Source organism: Streptomyces sp. NPDC013187 (assembly GCF_042899705.1).
In the GTDB taxonomy this organism is placed as follows: Bacteria; Actinomycetota; Actinomycetes; order Streptomycetales; family Streptomycetaceae; genus Streptomyces; species Streptomyces hawaiiensis_A.
Window position 1 is genome coordinate 212728 of record NZ_JBIBAF010000007.1, and the last position, 16689, is coordinate 229416.

The window sequence follows — 16689 nt, forward strand, 5'->3', positions numbered from 1 at the left end:
GCGTAGCCCGGGGCGCCGGATGCGCGCGGGCGCACGACCTGGCCGGAGGGGGTGCGGGGCGGCGCGGGGGTGTGGGGTGGTGGGGTGACGGGGGCACACGCTGGGGCGAGGGCAGCGGCCGGAAGGAGGGGCGCGCCGGCGGTGCGAAGGCCGGTCGTGCGGGGCCAGGTGCGCGGGGTGGCGACGGCCGGTCGTGTGGGGTCGGCGGGCCGAGGGGAGTGAGCGACGGCCGGTCGTGCGGGTCGGGCGGGTCCGCCTACGCGCTGACCGGACGGGACCAGGACGGTGCCGTCCCCGTCGCGCGGCAGAGTGCCAGATAGAGGGGTATCGGCGGGGTGTACGGAAGGGTGCCGTCCGGGCGGTGGATCAGGTCGGGGATCTCCGGCAGGTCCGGGACGGCCGCGCCGGTGACGTACCGCGCCGGAGCGGGCCACTCCAGGGCGTGGTCGGAGTCGGACGGCACCAGCCACCACCAGTGCGTCTCGTCGGCGTAGACGCAGCCCACGCGGGGCAGCCGCGGCATGACCAGCGGGCCGAGGGCGGCGGGGACGGCGACCGCGTCACAGCCCAGGGGGGCCGTCATGCCGTCGGGCACGGGCAGCCGCAGGGCCGGACCGGGTGTCCGCAGCTCGCGGCGGACGCGCAGCAGCGTGTCCAGGTTCAGCACGCGGCCTCCCGGTGCGGGGCTCATGCATGCCCCCGCTCTCGGCGGCGCTTCTGCGGCGGGACCTCCGGGGCTCCGCAGGTGTGGCGGGCCTCCTGACGGGTTCCGTCTTCGTCGTCCGAGTCATCGGACGGGCCGCGCTTCGGGCGGGTGCCCCAGCCCAGGTCGGCGCAGGGCTCGGCCGGATCGTTCGGCAGGTCCGCCGTGCGTGGCAGCTCGGCCCAGACCAGCAGCCCGAGACCGTTCTCATGGGCGCCCCAGGAATGACAGAGGGCGTCGACGAGGAGCAGTCCCCTCCCGTGCTCCTCCTCGGGCCGTGTCCGGCTGGCGGCGTGCGGCTGACCAGGGGCGCAGCCCTCGTCGCGCACGGCTATCCGCACCAGGTCGTCACCGTCGTGCAGCTCGCACACTATGTGGGTGCTCGCCGTGTGCACGATGGCGTTGGTGACCAGCTCGGAAACCACCAGGGCCGCGCTGTCGCACGTGTCCTCGCACACCGACCAGCCCGTCAGCCGGGCTCGGGTCAGGCGTCTGGCCTGCGCGGGAGAACCCGGATGTGCGGCCAGCTCGAAACGGAACCGGCGCTCGGCAGCGGCCCCGAGGGGGACCTCTTCCGTGGCGGCGTCAAGCCCGAGAGGGCCTTCGGCGGCGTCTGTTCCTAAGGGCGCGGACGGAATCACGCTTGCCACTATCGCCCCGCCGTGAACACTTGGCAAGTGTCACTCTGAAAATTGCAGAGTGCTGTGTGACGGTCTGGAAGGCCGTGGCACACTGCTCGCAACAGCACCCCGCGCGGCGCCAGTTGAGATCGTCGAAGATTCGTTCGAAACCTTTGTTCGAGTCGGTTCTTCGAAAAGGTCCTCGAATGGCGCCGCCGGGCTGTCGCGTTCTTTTGTGACCGGCACGTCAGAACTCTTTCCTGGAGGTGGAGCGTGAGTGAACCGCGGTCCGCGCCGACGGTCGGTCAGGTCGTTCTCGGCCGACGCCTGTTGGACCTGAGGGAACGCGCCGGGATGAAGCGCGAGGAGGCCGCGCGCATCCTCCGCGTCGCTCCCGCCACGGTCCGCCGTATGGAAATGGCCGAGGTCGCGCTCAAAATCCCGTACCTGCAACTGCTCCTCAAGGCCTACGGAATCTCCGACGAGGAGGCCGAGGCCTTCGTCCTGCTGGCCGAGGAGGCCAACCGGCCCGGCTGGTGGCAGCGTTTCCACGACATCCTGCCCGGCTGGTTCTCGATGTACGTGAGCCTGGAGGGCGCGGCGAGCGTCATCCGCAGCTACGAGCCCCACTTCGTCCCCGGGCTGCTGCAGACCGAGGACTACGCGCGCGGAGTGCTCCGGTCGGGCGCCATCGGCCAGACCCGGCCCGAGGACATCGAGCGCCATGTCGCCCTGCGCATGCAGCGCCAGGACCTGCTCACCCGCGAGGACGCGCCCCGGCTGTGGGTCGTGATGGACGAGACCGCGCTGCGGCGCCCGGTCGGCGGACCGGAGGTGATGCGGGCCCAGATCGACAAGCTGCTCGACGCCATGAAGCTGCCCCATGTGACGCTGCAGATCGCCCCGTTCGCCAACGGGCCGCATCCGGGCACGTACGGGCCGTTCGTGCTGTTCCGATTCGCCATGCCCGAACTGCCGGACATGGTCTACAGCGAGTACCTGACCGGCGCGGTCTATCTCGACGCGCGCACCGAGGTGGCGACCCATCTCGAGGTCATGGACCGCATGGCGGCGCAGGCCGCTACGGCACATCGCACGAAGGAGATCCTCCGGGATCTCCGCAAGGAGCTGTGAATGGATCGCATCAAGCCGCGCAAACACGTCTACAACGGCATGCCCGCGCGCGACTTGGGCAGCGAAGGCTGGCACAAGCCGTGGAGCGGCGGGAACGGAGGCAACTGCCTGGAGGCGATGAAACTCGCCGACGGCCGGATCGCCCTCCGTCAGTCCACCGACCCGGACGGACCGGCACTGATCTACACCACCGACGAGATGACGGCCTTCATCGAAGGGGCGAAGTCGGGCGAGGCTGACTTCCTGCTGTCCTGATGCGTACCTGCCGCTTTTCGTGTCCAACCTTCCTACGCTGGTGCTGAATTGACCGCCCCCTGCGCCTTACGGAGTGCCTCATGACCGGGCATGACCCCACGCCGGCCGTCCAGATCGACACGACCAGACCCCATCCCGCGCGGATGTACGACTGGTACCTCGGCGGCAAGGACAACTACCCGGTCGACGAGGAGATGGGCCGGCAGATGCTCGCCCTCGACCCCAGGGTGCCGGTGATGGCCCGGGTCAACCGCGCCTTCATGCACCGCGCCACACGCTGGCTGGCCCGCGACGGCGTACGGCAGTTCCTGGACGTCGGCACCGGCATCCCGACCGAGCCCAACCTCCACCAGCTCGCCCAGGAGACGGCGCCCGGCGCCCGGGTCGTCTACTGCGACAACGACCCCGTCGTCCTGGCCCACGCGGCGGCCCTGCTGCGCGGCACGGACGAGGGCGCGACCGAGTACCTCCAGGCCGACGTGCGCGACCCGGACGCCATCCTGGAGGGCGCGAGGAAGGTCCTGGACTTCAGCCGGCCCGTCGCCCTGTCGCTCGTCGCGCTGCTGCACTTCGTCTCCGACGAGGACGGCGCCCACCACCTGGTCCGCCGCTTGCTCGCCGAACTGCCCTCCGGCAGCTACCTGGTGATGACCCACGCCACCGCCGACTTCACCCCGGAGGAGTCGAAGGCGGCCACCGAGAAGCTGCGCGCCGCCGGCGTCACGCTGGCCCTGCGCTCCCGCGAGGAGTTCACCCGCTTCTTCGACGGCCTCGAACTCGTCGAGCCGGGCGTCGAGGTGCCCCACCGCTGGCACCCCGAGCTGGGCGAGCCCGTGCCCGGGCAGGACGACGGGGTGATCCCGGGCTACGGGGCGGTCGGGCGCAAGGCCTAGGCGTTCCCAGGTCCGCCAGGGTTCCGCTCCGGGCCGGTTACGGCGGCGGCAGTGCACCGCACAGCGCCTCCAGGGCCGGCCCGTAGGCGTGCTCGGAGGGGGTCGCGTACCCCACGACGAGCCCGTCGCCCACCGGCATGTCGGTCTCCGGGTGCCGGAACGCTGCGAGACCGTCGAGGGCGATGCCCTGCCAGGCGGCGGCCTTGACCGCAGACGCCTCGGTGCCGGGCGGCAGCCGCAGCACCGCGTGCAGTCCGGCCGCGATGCCCGTGGCCTCGATGTGCGGCGCGTGCTCGGCGAGCGCCGAGACGAGCCGGTCCCGGCGGCCGCGGTACCGCTGCCGCATCCGCCGCACGTGCCGGTCGTACGCCCCCGAGGCGATGAAGTCCGCCAGGCTCAGCTGGTCGAGGACGCTCGCCCACGCCTCGCGTTCGCCCTTGGCGTCCAGCACGGCGCCGACGTACCGCTCCGGGAGCACCATCCAGCCCAGCCGCACCGCCGGGGACAGGCTCTTGCTCACCGAGCCGATGTGGACGACGTGCTCGGGGTCGAGCCCCTGGACCGCGCCGACCGGCTTGCGGTCGTAGCGGAACTCCCCGTCGTAGTCGTCCTCCAGGACCAGCCCGTCACGCGTCCGTGCCCAGTCGATCACGGCGGCCCGGCGCGCGGGGTGCAGCGGGCCGCCGGTCGGGAACTGGTGCGCCGGCGTGAGCAGTACGGCCCGCTCGCGCCCCAACCGGTCGACCTGTGCGCCGTTCTCGTCGAGGGGGAGCGGCACGGTCCGCACTCCGGCCGCGGCCAGGAGCTCCCGGTGGAACCCGAGCCCGTACGCCTCCACCGCCAAGGGCCCGCGCAGGACGCCCCCGCCGAACAGCAGCCGCAGCGCGTGCGCGAAACCGGAGCAGATCACGATCCGGCCCGGCGCGGTCCGCACCCCCCGTGCGCGTGCCAGGTACTCCGTGAGCGCCTCCCGCAGTTCCGGCCGCCCGGCGGGGTCGCCCGGACCGAACACCTCGTGGGGTGCCCGCTGGAGGGCCCGCCGGTAGGAGGTCAGCCAGGCGGTACGCGGAAAGGCCGAGGCGTCCGGCGTGCCCTGCGTCAGGTCGTGCCGGGGACCACGCGCGCGTGAAGGCGCCTTCGCGGGCACGCGGGCGGCGGGCCGCAGCGGATCGGCCCGCTCTGCGACCCGGGTGCCAGAGCCCTGCCGGGCGGTGAGCCAGCCCTCCGCTACGAGTTCCGCGTACGCGTCCGCCACCGTGTTGCGGGCGACGCCGAGGTCCGCCGCGAGCGAGCGGTACGGCGGCAGCCGTGTGCCCGGAGCGAGCCGCCCGCTGCGGACGGCCTCGCGCAGGGCCCGGATCAGCGCCGCCCGGCGGCCACCCGGCCCGGTCAGCTCCAGATGCAGGTCGGACCCGATCCCCTCCGCCGTATTGACCCACGAATCCACCATGGAAATGCACTCTACAGCGGGTCTTTCCGGCCCGTAGGTTGAAGGACATGACGACGAACACGAGCACGAAGAGCACCCACGGGACGGCGAACCGGCTGGACTTCGGCGCCTCCGCCCCGAAGGCCTTCCGGGCCCTCATCGCCTTCGACGCCGCCGCCCGCGAGGGCCTCGACCCGGCCCTGGTCGAGCTGATCCAGATCCGTTCCTCGCACCTCAACCACTGCGCGTACTGCCTCCACATGCACACCAACGACGCCCGCAAGGCCGGTGAGAGCGAGGACCGGCTCCACATGGTCGCCGTGTGGCGCGAGGCCCGTCACTTCTTCTCCGAGCGGGAGCAGGCGGCCCTCGCCCTCACGGACGCGCTGACGCTCGTCGCCGACGCCGGCGTCCCCGACGACGTCTACGCGCAGGCGGCCGCACGGTTCGACGAGCGGGAACTGGCCCGGGTCATCGCCCTGATCTGCACGATCAACACGTGGAACCGGGTGGCGCTGTCGACGGGGAAGGTCGCGGGGACGGACGAGCGGTGATCGTCCGGCGGGTGGACGGTGCGAATGGGCGGAGATCGTCCGGCGGGTGGACGGTGCGAATGGGCGGTGATCGTCCGGCGGGCGGACGGTGCGAATGAGCGGAGATCGTCCGGCGGGCGGACGGTGCGAATGAGCGGAGATCGTCCGGCGGGTGGGTCGGCTGACTACACCGCCATGGGCCGGTCGTACGGCCCGATCGGCGCCGGCAGCCTCGAACTGCCCGTCAGATGACGGTCGACGGCCGCCGCCACCGCCCGCCCCTCGGCGATCGCCCACACGATGAGCGACTGCCCCCGCGCCGCGTCGCCCGCGGCGAACACCCCGGGCACGTTCGTGGCGAATCCGGAGTCCCGAGCGATCGTCCCGCGGGGCTCCATCTCGAGACCCAGCTGGTCGACGAGCCCGTCCCGCCGGTCGGGCCCGGAGAAGCCGAGGGCGAGCAGCACGAGGTCGGCGGGGAGCGTCCGCCCGGTGCCGTCCACCGGGCGGCGCCGCGCGTCCACCTCGACCAGGTGCAGTGACCGCACATGCCCTCGCGCGTCGCCGTCGAAGCGCAGGGTGGACGCCGCGAACAGCCGCGCGTCCGCGTTCGCGACCGGGGCGGTCCGCAGGTCACGGGCCTCTTCATGAGCGGCCGACAGCCGGTAGACCCGCATCGGGTACGTCGGCCAGGGCTCGGTGTCCTCGTCACGCTCCGCGTCCGGCAGCGCGTAGATGTCCAGCTGGGTCACGGACGCCGCGCCCTCCCGGACCGCCGTGCCCAGGCAGTCCGCCCCGGTGTCGCCGCCACCGACGATGACCACGTGCTTCCCCGCGGCCGACAGCGGAGACGTCTCCAGGTCACCTTCGCGCACCCGGTTGGCCAGTGGAAGGTACTCCATGGCCTGGTGAATCCCCGTCAGCTCCCGCCCGGGCACCTGGAGTTCACGCCAGGCGGTCGCCCCGGTGGCGAGCACGACGGCGTCATAGCGGGTGCGCAACTCCTCGGCCCCGATGTCCCGCCCGACCGCCGTCGACGTCCGGAACTTCGTCCCCTCGGCCCGCATCTGCTCCAGCCGCCGCTCCAGATGGTGCTTCTCCATCTTGAACGCCGGGATGCCGTACCGCATCAGTCCGCCGAGCCGGTCGTCCCTCTCGTACACGGCGACCGTGTGCCCGGCCCGCGTCAGCTGCTGGGCCGCGGCCAGCCCGGTCGGGCCCGAGCCGATCACCGCGACCGTCTTGCCGGACAGCCGCTCCGGCGGCCTCGGCGGTGCGAAGCCCTCCTCTTGGGCCCGGTCGGCGATGGCACACTCGACGTTCTTGATCGTGACGGCCGGCTGGTTGATCGCCAGCACACACCCCGCCTCGCACGGAGCCGGGCACAACCGGCCGGTGAACTCCGGAAAGTTGTTGGTGGCGTGCAACCGGTCGGAGGCCGCCCGCCAGTCCTCCCGGGAGACCAGGTCGTTCCACTCGGGGATCAGATTGCCCAGCGGACAGGCGTCGTGGCAGAACGGGATGCCGCAGTCCATGCAACGATCGGCCTGCTCGCTGATGATCGGCAGCAGCGCCCCGGGGACATAGACCTCGTCCCAGTCCCGCGCCCGTTCCTCGACCGGCCTGCGCGGCCAGTCCTGGCGGGGCGTGGTCATGAAACCCTTGGGATCGGCCATGGCCGTCTTCCTTGCGTGCGCGTGTGACGGGCCGTACGTCGTCGGGCCGCACTCTTCTGCTGCGTCGTGCGTCGTGCGTCGTGCGTCGTGCGTCGTGCGTCGTGCTTCCTGCTTCGTGCGGGATTCCTTTCGCCACGATACGTCCGCCTCCCGGCCGGTGCCCGTCGCCGCGTGGCGCTATATCCGGTTGAGCCGCCGGCGTCAGGTGAGCGCCAGTACGTACGCCACCGCCGCCCCGGCCGAGGCGGCCGTGCGGACGTGGTTCCACAGCGTCCACTCCCGCAGATATACCGGCCAGTACGCCGCCGCCTCCGGTGTGCCCGGCTCCAGCCGGGCCAGCGCGTCGTTGCGCGGCACGTTCGCGACCATGGTCAGCCCGAACGACCCGAACAGGTACAGGGCACTGCCCACCAGCAGCTCCACCGTTCCCTCGTCGGGCCACAGCACGAACGTCACCACGGCGATCACCGCGCACAACGCGGCCGATCCGAGGAACAGGATCATGAAGGGCAGAGTCACCGCCGCCACGTTGATCGCGTTCATCGCGGCGACCCCCTGCGCGGGCGGCAGCATGCCGAGGCCCCGCATCACGAAGGTCGAGAACCCGCAGAACACCCCGGCCACCAGGCCCGTCCCGAGCACCCCCAGCACCGTCAGCACGAAGTACGGTCCGTCGATCATGTCCCTCTCCCACCCGTCGAGCCGGGGTCTGCCCGGCGCCCTTCCTCACCACCAGTGAAATCTCGCACGGGCAGAGTGACCATGGTCGAGCGGCGCGGGGCCGTAAGCACACGTCCACGGTCCGCCGGACGGCCCTGCCCGCACGGCCCGCCGAACGGCCGGGGAGGCCGCGCGGCGGCTCTGCGCCGGGAGCGTCACATCACCCCGTGGAATCGAGTCCCTCCTCGGTCCACCCCCTCAGCACCGTCGCCACCGCCGCCGCGATCCGCCGCCGGGCCTCGTGCCGCGGCACGCCGCTCATCAGCAGCCGGTCGTATGGCGTGTCGAGGTGCCGTACGGACGCCACGACCGCCGAGGTCACCGCACCCTCGGTGAGCGCACGTCCGGCCGCGCTGCGGCCCACCCGTCCGCTGCCCCGCTCCGAGGCGTGCAGGGCGATGGCCCGCGCCCGATCGGCCGGGCACCCCGGAAAGAGCCGGAGTATCTCCGTCGCGAACGCTCGGGCGAAGAGGGCGTCCTGAGCCGCCCGACGCCGCGCGTCCCGCACCCGGCGTCGCCGTCTCGCTTCGGTGTCCGCGAGGCACCGCTGCTCGGCCCGCGCGAGCGCCGCCTCCTCGACCAGAACACCCTGTCGCTCGTACCGGCTCTTGCGCCGGTTGAACCGCACGACCACCGCCGACAGCGCGCTCTCCTCCCGCGACCTGCGCGTCAGCGCGGTGTCGCCGCTCGGCAGGAACACCAGATGCGCGAGGTCGGCGCAGTCCAGGCAGCGCGGGGCGCCGTCCTCCAGGACCAGCAGCGGCAGTGGCCCCCGTCGGCACTCGGCGCAGTACCGCCGCTTGAGGGGCTGGAAGACGAGGAGTCCGGTGCGGGGCGGAAGCGAGGAGCCGGGGGCCATACCTGATTCATTCCCCGTGACGGCAGCCCGAACTGCGCACTTCAGGACGGACCCAGGCGATCCGGCCACTGCTCCGCCCAGGCGCCGGCCGGTGCGACGCCCCCTGCCCCGGCCTGACGCATCATGGGCCGTGTGCGACTCGAAGCGATCACCTGGGAACGGCTCGGCCATCTGCTCGCCGAGCGCCTGCTCGATCTGAAGCCCGCCGACGGCAGTCCCTGGCCCCGCGTCGCCTTCGACGGCGCCCCGGCCGCCTGCCCGGGAGACCTCGCCCGCCGCGTCTGCGAGGCGCTGCGCATACGCGGCCGCCCCTCGCTCGTCGTGGGCACCGAGGGCTTCCTGCGCCCCGCCTCCGTACGGCTGGAGTACGGCCACCAGGACGTCGAGGCCTACTACAGCGGCTGGTACGACACGGGCGCCCTGTGGCGCGAGGTGTTCGGGCCGCTCGAAGCCGACGGCGACGGCCGCGTCCTGCCCGACCTGTGGGACCCGACCGCCGACCGCGCCACGCGCAGCCCCTACGTCGAACTCCCGCCCGGCGGTGTGCTGTTGATGCATGGTCCCTTCCTCCTCCGGCACTGGTTCCCCTTCGATCTGAGCGTCCACGTCCTCCTTTCCCGGGGAGCCCTGCGCCGCCGCACCCCCGAGGCCGAGCACTGGACCCTCCCCGCCTTCGAGCGCTACCAGCACGAGACGGGCCCGGTGGAGGCGGCGGACGTCCTGGTACGGGCCGACGATCCGCGTCATCCGGCGTGGAACGGCTGAGGCGGGGCCGTGCTCGCCGACCGGTGTTCGCCGGCGGCCGGTGTCCGGTGGCGACCGGTGTCCGTCGGCGGCTCGTGTTCGGTGCCGACCACTGTTCGCTGCCGACCAGGCCGTCGGCTTCCGTATGCGGGCATCCCGCTGCGCGGCGAGAATGAAGGGCGCCGGGACTCGCGGTGCGTCCCGCTCCGCGCCGGCCGTCCGGCCTCGGGAGGTACGCCATGACCACCGCCGGAGACATCATGCACCGCGGCGCCCAGTGGATCCCCGCTCACGAAACACTCGACCGCGCCGCCCAGCTCATGCGCGAACTCAATGTCGGCGCCCTGCCCATCAGCGACGAGAACGAGCGGCTCTGCGGCATCCTCACCGACCGCGACATCGTCGTCGGCTGCGTCGCCGTGGGCCACGACCCCGCCAGGACCACCGCGGGCGAGATGGCCAAGGGCACGCCCCGCTGGATCGACGCGGACGCCGATGTCGGCGAGGTGCTGCACGAGATGCAGGAGCACCAGATCCGCCGGCTGCCCGTGATCCGGGACAAACGCCTGGTCGGCATGATCAGCGAAGCCGACCTGGCCCGGCATCTCGCGAAGGACCAGATCGCCTCCTGGGCCGAGAGCGTCTACGCCACGACCGCTGTGCACTGACCGCCTGGATCACCCCGGCAGGCACCCGCACGCGCCCCTCGGGCCCTCACAGGCCACGGCCCGTGTCAGAGCCAGCCGCTGCGCCGGAACCCCCGGTACAGGGCGAAGCACGCGACGGATATCACGCCGATGACCATGCCGTAGCCGTACCGCCAGTGCAGCTCCGGCATGTGGTCGAAGTTCATGCCGTAGACCCCGCAGACCATCGTCGGCACCGCGACGATCGCGGCCCAGGCCGTGATCTTCCGCATGTCCTCGTTCTGCGCGACCGTGACCTGCGCGAGGTGCGCCTGGAGGATGGAGTTGAGCAGTTCGTCGAAGGCGGCGATCTGCTCCTTCGCCCGCAGCAGATGGTCCGAGACGTCGCGGAAGTACGCCTGTATCTCCGGATCGACCACCCGGATCGGCCGGGTGGCGAGATCCTCCAGCGGCCGGCTGAGCGGCACCACCGCCCGCTTCAGCTCCAGCAGTTCACGCTTGAGCTGGTAGATGCGCCCCGGGTCGGCCCGCGCGCCGGCCTCCGAGAACACGTCCGTCTCGACCTGGTCGATGTCCGCCTGCACCGAGTCCGTGACCGTCAGGTAGTCGTCCACCACATGGTCCGCGAGCGCGTGCAGCACCGCCGACGGGCCCTTGGCGAGCTGGCCGGGATCGGACTCCAGCTCCTCGCGCAGCGGGCCCAGCGAGCCGTGCCGGCCGTGCCGCACCGTGATCACGAAGTCCGCGCCGACGAACACCATGATCTCGCCGGTGTTCACCACTTCACTGGTGGCCGTCAGCTCCTCGTGCTCGACGTAGCAGACCGTCTTGAACACCGCGAAGAGCGTCTCGCCGTAGCGCTCCAGCTTGGGCCGCTGGTGGGCCTCGATCGCGTCCTCGACGGCCAGCGGATGCAGGTCGAAGAGCTCGGCGATGCCCGCGAACTCCTGGTCCGTGGGCTCGTGCAGACCGAGCCAGACGAAGCCCTCCCGGCTCTTGCGCACCCGCTCCACGGTGTCCACCAGATCGCCGCGCGCGGAGGTGCGGACGCCGTCCCGGTACGTCACACAGTTCACCACCGAGGAGCCCAGGGGGGACCGGGCCGGGTGACTCAGATCGACGCGTGGACGTCGCCGGGCCAGCCGAGCCACCTTGCGAAGGCCACCGACCCCGCCGAGGCTCGTGACCTTCCGCAGATTCCCTGCCATGGACATCCGGCTCTCCTTGCGTGGAACTTTTCGCGCCGTTCCTGCGCCTTGGCCCGCCAGTCTGCCAGGCCCATGTGAGCTGCGGGTAAGCCTGTGGGCAGGGCTGGTTCCGATTCGTTCCCGCCTGTGGACGAACGACGCGCAGGCGCCGCGGCCCTGCCGTATCGACGCAAGTCAGGGCGGGATGGTTCTCGTGCGGAAGCAGCCGTGTGGACGCCTGTCCGGAGCGGGTGGTTCTCGTGCGGAAGCAGCCGTGTGGACGCCTGTCCGGAGCGGGTGGTTCTCGTACGGACGCAGCCGTGTGGACGCCTGTCCGGAGCAGGTGGTTCTCGGACGGGTGCCTCGATGGTTCTCCGTCGCGAAAGCATCCGACGCGGTGCTCCGTGCCGGAGCGTCGACGAGTAACGGCAAGTCGGACAAATGGGATGATCGCCGTATGATGCGAACCGACGGGTACCTCGCGGCCAACCGGCAGACCGAGGCGGCCGAGCACTTCAGTGCCTTCGCCGCCCTCTTCGACCCCACGACGTTCCGGCACCTCGAAGCGCTCGGCATCGGATCCGGCTGGCGGTGCTGGGAGGTCGGCGCAGGCACCTCGGTGGTGTCCTGGCTGGCCAAGAAAGTCGGCCCGACGGGACGCGTCGTCGCGACCGACACCGACCCCTCTCGGCTCGCCCCCGCCGCCCGGCCGCCGGTCGAGGTGCGGCTCCACGACCTCGGCGCGCAGGAGCCGCCGGGGGAGGACTTCGACCTGGTGCACGCCCGCCTCGCCCTCGTCCACGTGACCGACCGGGAAGGGGCGTTGCGCTCCATGGCCAAGGCACTGCGCCCCGGCGGGCGCCTCCTCGTCGAGGACGCCGACCCCGCGCTGCAGCCCCTCCTCTGCCCCGACGAGTACGGTTCCGAGCAGCAGCTCGCGAACCGGCTGCGGCAGGGCTTCCGCCGACTGCTCGCCGACCGCGGGACCGACCTGCCCTGCGGCCGCACCCTGCCGCGGCTGCTCCGCAACGCCGGACTGACCCGGGTCCAGGCCGACGCCTACTTCCCCCTCGCCTCCCCGGCTTGCGCGGCCCTGGAGGCCGTCACGATCCGCCAGATCCGCGACCAGCTCGTCACCGCCGGTCTCGCCACGGACCAGGACATCGACCGGCACTTGGAGAACGTCACATCCGGTGCGCTCGATCTGACGACGGCCCCGATGATCTCGGCGTGGGGGCGTAAGCAGTAGCAGTGGCAGTGGCAGTGGCGGGGTGAGGTGGTCAGCCCGGCACGGGCGGTCTGCCGCCCACATGCTCCACCGCTCGTGCGCCCGCCCGGCAGCCCTCCGCGGCCGCGTCCTCCGGCCCGGCACCCGCGAGCAGGGCGGCGAGGAACGCGCCGGTGAAGGCGTCCCCCGCCCCCGTGGTGTCCCGTGGTGTCGCGGGTACGGCCGGGACGTGGGCGCTCACCTTCCCCGAGCGGGCCACGAGTGCCCCCTCATGGCCCTGCTTGGCGACGACCAGTGGCACCCGCAGGCTCAGCTCGGCCGCCGCCTCGGCCGCGTCCGCCAGCCCCGTCAGCAGGCACGCCTCGTCCCGGCTGGGAAGCAGCACGTCCACGCCCTCGACGAGCTGGAGGAACCGCTCGGCGCCCAGTTCCGCAAGGAAACCGGCTGAAGCCGGGTCCAGGCTCACCGGCACGCCCCGCGCGCGTGCGGCGGTGAGGGCCACCGTGACCAGGGCTCGGCTCGGGTCGGAGAACAGCAGGTAGCCCGAGAGGTGCAGCCGGGCCACGCCGTCGAGCAGCGCGTCCGACCAGTCGGCGGGTCCGAGCCGCACCGACGCGCCGCTGTCGGTGAGGAACGTCCGTTCCGCCGCGGCGCCCCCGTCGACCATGCAGATCACCGTGCCGGTCGGCGCCAGCGGGTCGACGACGAGCTGCGGACGCACCCCCTGGGCGACCAGCTCCCGCTCGTGCCAGGCCGCCGCATCCGCCCCGACGCGTCCGAGCAGCCGTACGTCCACTGCTCCCCGGTGGGCCGCCCAGCACGCCACGTTGGCGCCCGCTCCGCCGGCCACCGTCCGGATCGAGGCGGCCGTGTCCGTGCCGGCCGCGAGCGGCCCTCGGTGCCGCGCGACGACATCCGTGATGACGTCCCCGACGACCAGCAACCCCCGGCCCACCTCGGCGCCCGTGCTCCCGGAGCCCGTCCCCCCGCCCGGCCCCGCGCCGCCGGCCGCCGTCATCCCCGGGTCCAGGCCGCCGCGATCCGTGCCGCCAGGCGTACGTTCCCCCGGACCGCCGCCAGGTTGGCGCTCAAAGAGGCGCCGTCCGTGTGCCGCACCAGGTGATCGAGCAGGAAGGGAGTGACCGCCTGGCCGGTGATGCCCTCCTCCGCGCACGCGCGCAGCGCCTCCGCGAGCACCCGCGCGTGCAGGTCCGGGTCCAGCTGCTCGTCCTCGGGCACCGGGTTGGCGACGATCAGCGCCGACTCCGGCCCGTCGAGCGCGTCCTGGGCCCGCATGACGTCCGCCACCTGCCCTGGCGTTTCCAGCGTCCAGTCCACCGGATGCCCGGAGTCCGAGAGGTAGAAGCCCGGGAACCGGCCGGTGCCGTAACCGGCCACGGCGACCCCCAGCGTCTCCAGCCGCTGCAGGGTCGCCGGCACGTCCAGGATCGACTTCACCCCGGCACACACCACCGTGATGCGGGTGCGCGCCAGCAGCCCCAGGTCGGCCGACTCGTCCTGCGTCGCGGTCCACTCACGGTGCACTCCGCCGAGCCCACCCGTCGCGAAGACCCGTACGCCCGCAAGCGCCGCCAGCAGCGCCGTCGCCGACACCGTGGTGGCCCCGCTCGCCCCGGTCGCCACCGCGAGCGGAAGGTCACGGTGGCCGAGCTTGCGGATCCCGTCCTCGTTGGCGACTCGTTCCAGCTGCTCCTTGTCCAGGCCCACACAAGGGCGCCCGTCCAGCACGGCGATCGTGGCGGGCACCGCGCCCTCCTGCCGAACGGCCGTCTCCAGCTCCAGCGCCACCTGGAGGTTGCGCGGCCGTGGCAGCCCGTGGGCGATGATCGTGGATTCCAGGGCCACGACGGGCCGGCGCGCGTCGATCGCCTCCCGCACTTCTTCGGACACCACCAGCACCACGCGCCTGCCTCCTGCCAGTCGGTCAGTCGTCTTCCCTCATCTCTGGCGAGCGGCGGACCCGGCCAAACCCTTGCGGGCAGCCGGAGTCGTCACGAGCCTGGGGGCATGACCGACCACACATCTCGTCTCGACCATGTCGTCCTCTGGGTGCGCGACCCGCTCGCCGCCGCCGACTTCTACGAGAAGGCCGTCGGACTGGAGGCGGTCCGGCTCGCGGAATTCGCGGCGGGCGAGGCGCCGTTCCCCTCCGTGCGCGTCAACGGCGAGACCATCCTCGACCTCATGCCGCTGAGCTACGCGGAGCGCATGACGATGCTGCCCGGCTCCGCCGACAGCGCGGGGCACCCGGTCAACCACGTCTGCCTGTCGTTGCCTCGCGGCGACTTCGACGCCCTCCTCAGTCGTCTCGAAGAACGCTCCGTGCCGATGTCGGACCTCGCGCACGGCTCTTTCGGAGCCCAGGGCAAGGCCGCCCGCAGCTTCTACTTCCGCGACCCGGACGGCAACGTCTTCGAGGCCCGGCACTACGACTGATCAAGCCCGGAACCCGTCGGCCTGCAGCAAAGCGGTGGCTTCGAAGGAGCGGCGGCTTCAGAAGAGCGGCTCGGGAAGCACCCCCTCCAGGGCGAGCAGCCTCCGCTTGGTCTCCAGGCCGCCCCCGAAGCCGCCGATGCCGCCGTCGCTCTCCACCACCCGGTGACAGGGCACCACCACCGGCAGCGGATTGGCGCCCATCGCCATGCCCACGGCCTGGGCGGCACCCGGCCGGCCGACGCGCCCGGCCAGGTCGCCGTACCCGACGACCTGGCCGTACGGCACGCCCGAGGCCAGTTCGCGCAGGACCGCCCGGTTGAAGCCGGAGATCAGCGACCAGTCCAGAGGCAGATCGAAGTCGCGCCGCTCACCCGCGAAGTACGCCTCGAACTGGCGTATCGCCTCGGCCAGCAGCGGGGAGCCGGGCGCCTCGACCGGCTCGGTGCCCAGCCGCGACGCCAGCCGCTCGACGGCCCGGTCCCGAACGGCGTCCGCGGCGTGGAATACGACGTTGACCAGCCCGCCCCGGCTCGCGGCCAGCAGCAACGGCCCGATCCCGCTGTCGACGACCGCCCACACGACGGGCGGCTCGACCTGCTCTCGGCTGTCCATGCGCCCACAGTAGGACCCGCCACTGACAACGCCGCCGGAGCGGAACGCCGGATCAGCCGAGCACGGCCTGTCGCACCACGTCAGGCTTGTTCGTGATGATCCCGTCGACCCCGTAGCCGGCCACCCGCCGGGCCGTCTTCGCGTCGTCGACCGTCCAGGCGAAGACCTTCATCGGCCTGCCGTGCGGTCCGTCGAACGCCTGGACGGAGGACACGTACGCCGGGGTGAGCGAGCTGTAGGAGGGGTTGATCTGATCGACGAACTCGGCGCAGTCGAGCAGGTCCGGCAATCGTGGCGTCCCCAAGAGGCCCGTCTTCACGCCGGGCTTCAGCTCGTGCACCGTCCGCACGCTGTCCGCGCTGAAGCTCTGCACGATCAGCCGGCCCGTCAGGTGCGACCGGTCGAGCCAGCCCTCGTTGCTGAGGACCTTAAGCGTCTGCCGCTCGATGCCCGGGTACAGCTCCGGATTCTTGATCTCCAGGAGCAACTTCTGACGATGACGCTCCAGGCGGTGCACGAACTGCTCCAGCGTCGGCACGCGCACGCCCGCGTACGCGGGACCGAACCAGCTGCCCGCGTCCAGACGGGCGATCTCCGCGGCGGTGAAGTCCTCCACCTTCCAGGGGGCCCGGTCCGGAAACACCTCCTCGACGTCGGTGGTACGCCGGAGGTTGTCGTCGTGGATGACGACCAGTTCGCCGTCCCTCGTCCGCTGCACGTCGTTCTCCACCCAGCGGATGCCCAGCTCCGCAGCTCTGTCGAGTGAGGCCAGGGTGTTCTCGGGCGCATACGCGGAGGCCCCCCGGTGCCCGATGACCAGTGGGGGCGTGCCACCACCCGCGGCCTGTGCGGGGGAGACGGGGAACAGGAGAGCGGCGGTCCCCAGGAGTGCGGTGGTCGAGGCGGCGACAGCGCGCGCGTGCATGCGTACTCCTCGCGACGAGCGAACGGCAACATCACAGACAGCACAACTGTGACAGCAGAGGGTCAAC

19 protein-coding genes are annotated in these 16689 nt (G+C 72.2%); 8 read left to right on the forward strand and 11 right to left on the reverse strand.

The annotated features are described in order from the left end of the window. Positions 1-256: 256 nt before the first annotated feature. Both ACFY5B_RS16585 and ACFY5B_RS16590 read right to left on the reverse strand, forming a co-directional pair. Positions 257-691 carry a hypothetical protein gene (locus ACFY5B_RS16585; RefSeq protein WP_344456876.1) on the reverse strand — a complete coding sequence of 145 codons (435 nt, stop codon included), beginning with the start codon at positions 689-691 and terminating at the stop codon, positions 257-259. Next, the gene (locus ACFY5B_RS16590) at positions 688-1353 is read right to left on the reverse strand and encodes an ATP-binding protein (protein ID WP_389969522.1); all 666 of its coding nucleotides are present in this window, start codon (positions 1351-1353) and stop codon (positions 688-690) included. Before ACFY5B_RS16590 ends, ACFY5B_RS16585 begins: the two co-directional genes overlap by 4 nt. Before the next feature lie 243 nt (positions 1354-1596). Here ACFY5B_RS16590 and ACFY5B_RS16595 point away from each other — a divergent pair, with 243 nt between their 5' ends. The 3 genes from ACFY5B_RS16595 to ACFY5B_RS16605 all read left to right on the forward strand — a co-directional run bounded on the left by ACFY5B_RS16595 (position 1597) and on the right by ACFY5B_RS16605 (position 3605). Then, positions 1597-2457, forward strand: a complete 861-nt coding sequence (locus tag ACFY5B_RS16595) for a helix-turn-helix transcriptional regulator (RefSeq protein WP_389969524.1) — start codon at positions 1597-1599, stop codon at positions 2455-2457. Next, positions 2458-2712, forward strand: coding sequence for a DUF397 domain-containing protein (locus ACFY5B_RS16600; protein WP_033310663.1), 255 nt, complete (start codon positions 2458-2460; stop codon positions 2710-2712). Positions 2713-2792: 80 nt separating this feature from the next. Further along, positions 2793-3605 (forward strand): SAM-dependent methyltransferase, encoded by an 813-nt coding sequence (locus tag ACFY5B_RS16605; RefSeq protein ID WP_389969526.1) that lies wholly within the window; start codon positions 2793-2795, stop codon positions 3603-3605. 37 nt (positions 3606-3642) lie between these two features. On the opposite strand, the gene ACFY5B_RS16610 is transcribed toward ACFY5B_RS16605, so the two are convergent. Continuing rightward, positions 3643-5055 carry a PLP-dependent aminotransferase family protein gene (locus tag ACFY5B_RS16610; RefSeq protein WP_389969528.1) on the reverse strand — a complete coding sequence of 471 codons (1413 nt, stop codon included), beginning with the start codon at positions 5053-5055 and terminating at the stop codon, positions 3643-3645. A gap of 47 nt (positions 5056-5102) precedes the next feature. Between ACFY5B_RS16610 and ACFY5B_RS16615 the strand changes: the two genes are divergently transcribed. After that, a complete protein-coding gene (locus ACFY5B_RS16615; RefSeq protein WP_389969530.1) occupies positions 5103-5588 on the forward strand; it encodes a carboxymuconolactone decarboxylase family protein in 486 nt (161 codons plus the stop codon). Between the two features lie 164 nt (positions 5589-5752). Here the strand turns inward: ACFY5B_RS16615 and ACFY5B_RS16620 are convergent, their stop codons facing one another. From ACFY5B_RS16620 to ACFY5B_RS16630, 3 genes are all read right to left on the reverse strand, one after another. Further along, entirely contained in the window at positions 5753-7243 is a 1491-nt protein-coding gene (locus ACFY5B_RS16620) for a glutamate synthase subunit beta (RefSeq protein WP_389969532.1), read from the reverse strand. A 201-nt stretch (positions 7244-7444) separates the two neighbouring features. Beyond that, positions 7445-7924, reverse strand: a complete 480-nt coding sequence (locus ACFY5B_RS16625) for a DUF1772 domain-containing protein (RefSeq protein WP_389969534.1) — start codon at positions 7922-7924, stop codon at positions 7445-7447. Between the two features lie 199 nt (positions 7925-8123). Continuing rightward, positions 8124-8822, reverse strand: coding sequence for a DUF2293 domain-containing protein (locus ACFY5B_RS16630; protein WP_389969536.1), 699 nt, complete (start codon positions 8820-8822; stop codon positions 8124-8126). Between the two features lie 123 nt (positions 8823-8945). Here ACFY5B_RS16630 and ACFY5B_RS16635 point away from each other — a divergent pair, with 123 nt between their 5' ends. Then, the gene (locus ACFY5B_RS16635; RefSeq protein ID WP_389969538.1) at positions 8946-9587 is read left to right on the forward strand and encodes a uridine kinase; all 642 of its coding nucleotides are present in this window, start codon (positions 8946-8948) and stop codon (positions 9585-9587) included. Positions 9588-9805: 218 nt separating this feature from the next. Beyond that, positions 9806-10234, forward strand: a complete 429-nt coding sequence (locus ACFY5B_RS16640; protein ID WP_389969540.1) for a CBS domain-containing protein — start codon at positions 9806-9808, stop codon at positions 10232-10234. 65 nt (positions 10235-10299) lie between these two features. Here ACFY5B_RS16640 and ACFY5B_RS16645 read toward each other — a convergent pair whose 3' ends face one another. Further along, on the reverse strand, positions 10300-11427 hold the full coding sequence (locus ACFY5B_RS16645; protein ID WP_389969542.1) for a magnesium and cobalt transport protein CorA: 1128 nt from the start codon (positions 11425-11427) through the stop codon (positions 10300-10302). 430 nt (positions 11428-11857) lie between these two features. Between ACFY5B_RS16645 and ACFY5B_RS16650 the strand changes: the two genes are divergently transcribed. Further along, positions 11858-12649 carry a methyltransferase gene (locus ACFY5B_RS16650; RefSeq protein ID WP_389969544.1) on the forward strand — a complete coding sequence of 264 codons (792 nt, stop codon included), beginning with the start codon at positions 11858-11860 and terminating at the stop codon, positions 12647-12649. Positions 12650-12680: 31 nt separating this feature from the next. Here ACFY5B_RS16650 and ACFY5B_RS16655 read toward each other — a convergent pair whose 3' ends face one another. Together ACFY5B_RS16655 and ACFY5B_RS16660 are read right to left on the reverse strand one after the other, a co-directional pair. Further along, positions 12681-13646 carry a carbohydrate kinase family protein gene (locus ACFY5B_RS16655; protein ID WP_389969546.1) on the reverse strand — a complete coding sequence of 322 codons (966 nt, stop codon included), beginning with the start codon at positions 13644-13646 and terminating at the stop codon, positions 12681-12683. Next, positions 13643-14551, reverse strand: a complete 909-nt coding sequence (locus ACFY5B_RS16660) for a pseudouridine-5'-phosphate glycosidase (protein ID WP_389969548.1) — start codon at positions 14549-14551, stop codon at positions 13643-13645. The genes ACFY5B_RS16655 and ACFY5B_RS16660 overlap by 4 nt, the downstream gene beginning before the upstream one ends. A 105-nt stretch (positions 14552-14656) precedes the next feature. On the opposite strand from ACFY5B_RS16660, the gene ACFY5B_RS16665 reads away from it, so the two are divergent. Next, positions 14657-15085 (forward strand): VOC family protein, encoded by a 429-nt coding sequence (locus ACFY5B_RS16665; RefSeq protein WP_389969550.1) that lies wholly within the window; start codon positions 14657-14659, stop codon positions 15083-15085. A 57-nt stretch (positions 15086-15142) separates the two neighbouring features. Here the strand turns inward: ACFY5B_RS16665 and ACFY5B_RS16670 are convergent, their stop codons facing one another. Next, positions 15143-15697, reverse strand: coding sequence for a methylated-DNA--[protein]-cysteine S-methyltransferase (locus tag ACFY5B_RS16670; protein WP_389969552.1), 555 nt, complete (start codon positions 15695-15697; stop codon positions 15143-15145). 52 nt (positions 15698-15749) lie between these two features. Continuing rightward, complete coding sequence (locus ACFY5B_RS16675; RefSeq protein WP_389969554.1) at positions 15750-16622, reverse strand: glycerophosphodiester phosphodiesterase; 873 nt, start codon at positions 16620-16622, stop codon at positions 15750-15752. Between the last annotated feature and the right edge of the window lie 67 nt (positions 16623-16689).

Excerpts from the sequence above, each read along its gene's own strand:
- ACFY5B_RS16585 (WP_344456876.1), bottom strand. The coding sequence starts at position 691 with ATGAGCCCCGCACCGGGAGGCCGCGTGCTGAACCTGGACACGCTGCTG.
- ACFY5B_RS16600 (WP_033310663.1), top strand. The coding sequence starts at position 2,458 with ATGGATCGCATCAAGCCGCGCAAACACGTCTACAACGGCATGCCCGCG.
- ACFY5B_RS16605 (WP_389969526.1), top strand. The coding sequence starts at position 2,793 with ATGACCGGGCATGACCCCACGCCGGCCGTCCAGATCGACACGACCAGA.
- ACFY5B_RS16610 (WP_389969528.1), bottom strand. The coding sequence starts at position 5,055 with ATGGTGGATTCGTGGGTCAATACGGCGGAGGGGATCGGGTCCGACCTG.
- ACFY5B_RS16615 (WP_389969530.1), top strand. The coding sequence starts at position 5,103 with ATGACGACGAACACGAGCACGAAGAGCACCCACGGGACGGCGAACCGG.
- ACFY5B_RS16620 (WP_389969532.1), bottom strand. The coding sequence starts at position 7,243 with ATGGCCGATCCCAAGGGTTTCATGACCACGCCCCGCCAGGACTGGCCG.
- ACFY5B_RS16625 (WP_389969534.1), bottom strand. The coding sequence starts at position 7,924 with ATGATCGACGGACCGTACTTCGTGCTGACGGTGCTGGGGGTGCTCGGG.
- ACFY5B_RS16630 (WP_389969536.1), bottom strand. The coding sequence starts at position 8,822 with ATGGCCCCCGGCTCCTCGCTTCCGCCCCGCACCGGACTCCTCGTCTTC.
- ACFY5B_RS16635 (WP_389969538.1), top strand. The coding sequence starts at position 8,946 with ATGGGCCGTGTGCGACTCGAAGCGATCACCTGGGAACGGCTCGGCCAT.
- ACFY5B_RS16640 (WP_389969540.1), top strand. The coding sequence starts at position 9,806 with ATGACCACCGCCGGAGACATCATGCACCGCGGCGCCCAGTGGATCCCC.
- ACFY5B_RS16645 (WP_389969542.1), bottom strand. The coding sequence starts at position 11,427 with ATGTCCATGGCAGGGAATCTGCGGAAGGTCACGAGCCTCGGCGGGGTC.
- ACFY5B_RS16650 (WP_389969544.1), top strand. The coding sequence starts at position 11,858 with ATGATGCGAACCGACGGGTACCTCGCGGCCAACCGGCAGACCGAGGCG.
- ACFY5B_RS16655 (WP_389969546.1), bottom strand. The coding sequence starts at position 13,646 with ATGACGGCGGCCGGCGGCGCGGGGCCGGGCGGGGGGACGGGCTCCGGG.
- ACFY5B_RS16665 (WP_389969550.1), top strand. The coding sequence starts at position 14,657 with ATGACCGACCACACATCTCGTCTCGACCATGTCGTCCTCTGGGTGCGC.
- ACFY5B_RS16670 (WP_389969552.1), bottom strand. The coding sequence starts at position 15,697 with ATGGACAGCCGAGAGCAGGTCGAGCCGCCCGTCGTGTGGGCGGTCGTC.
- ACFY5B_RS16675 (WP_389969554.1), bottom strand. The coding sequence starts at position 16,622 with ATGCACGCGCGCGCTGTCGCCGCCTCGACCACCGCACTCCTGGGGACC.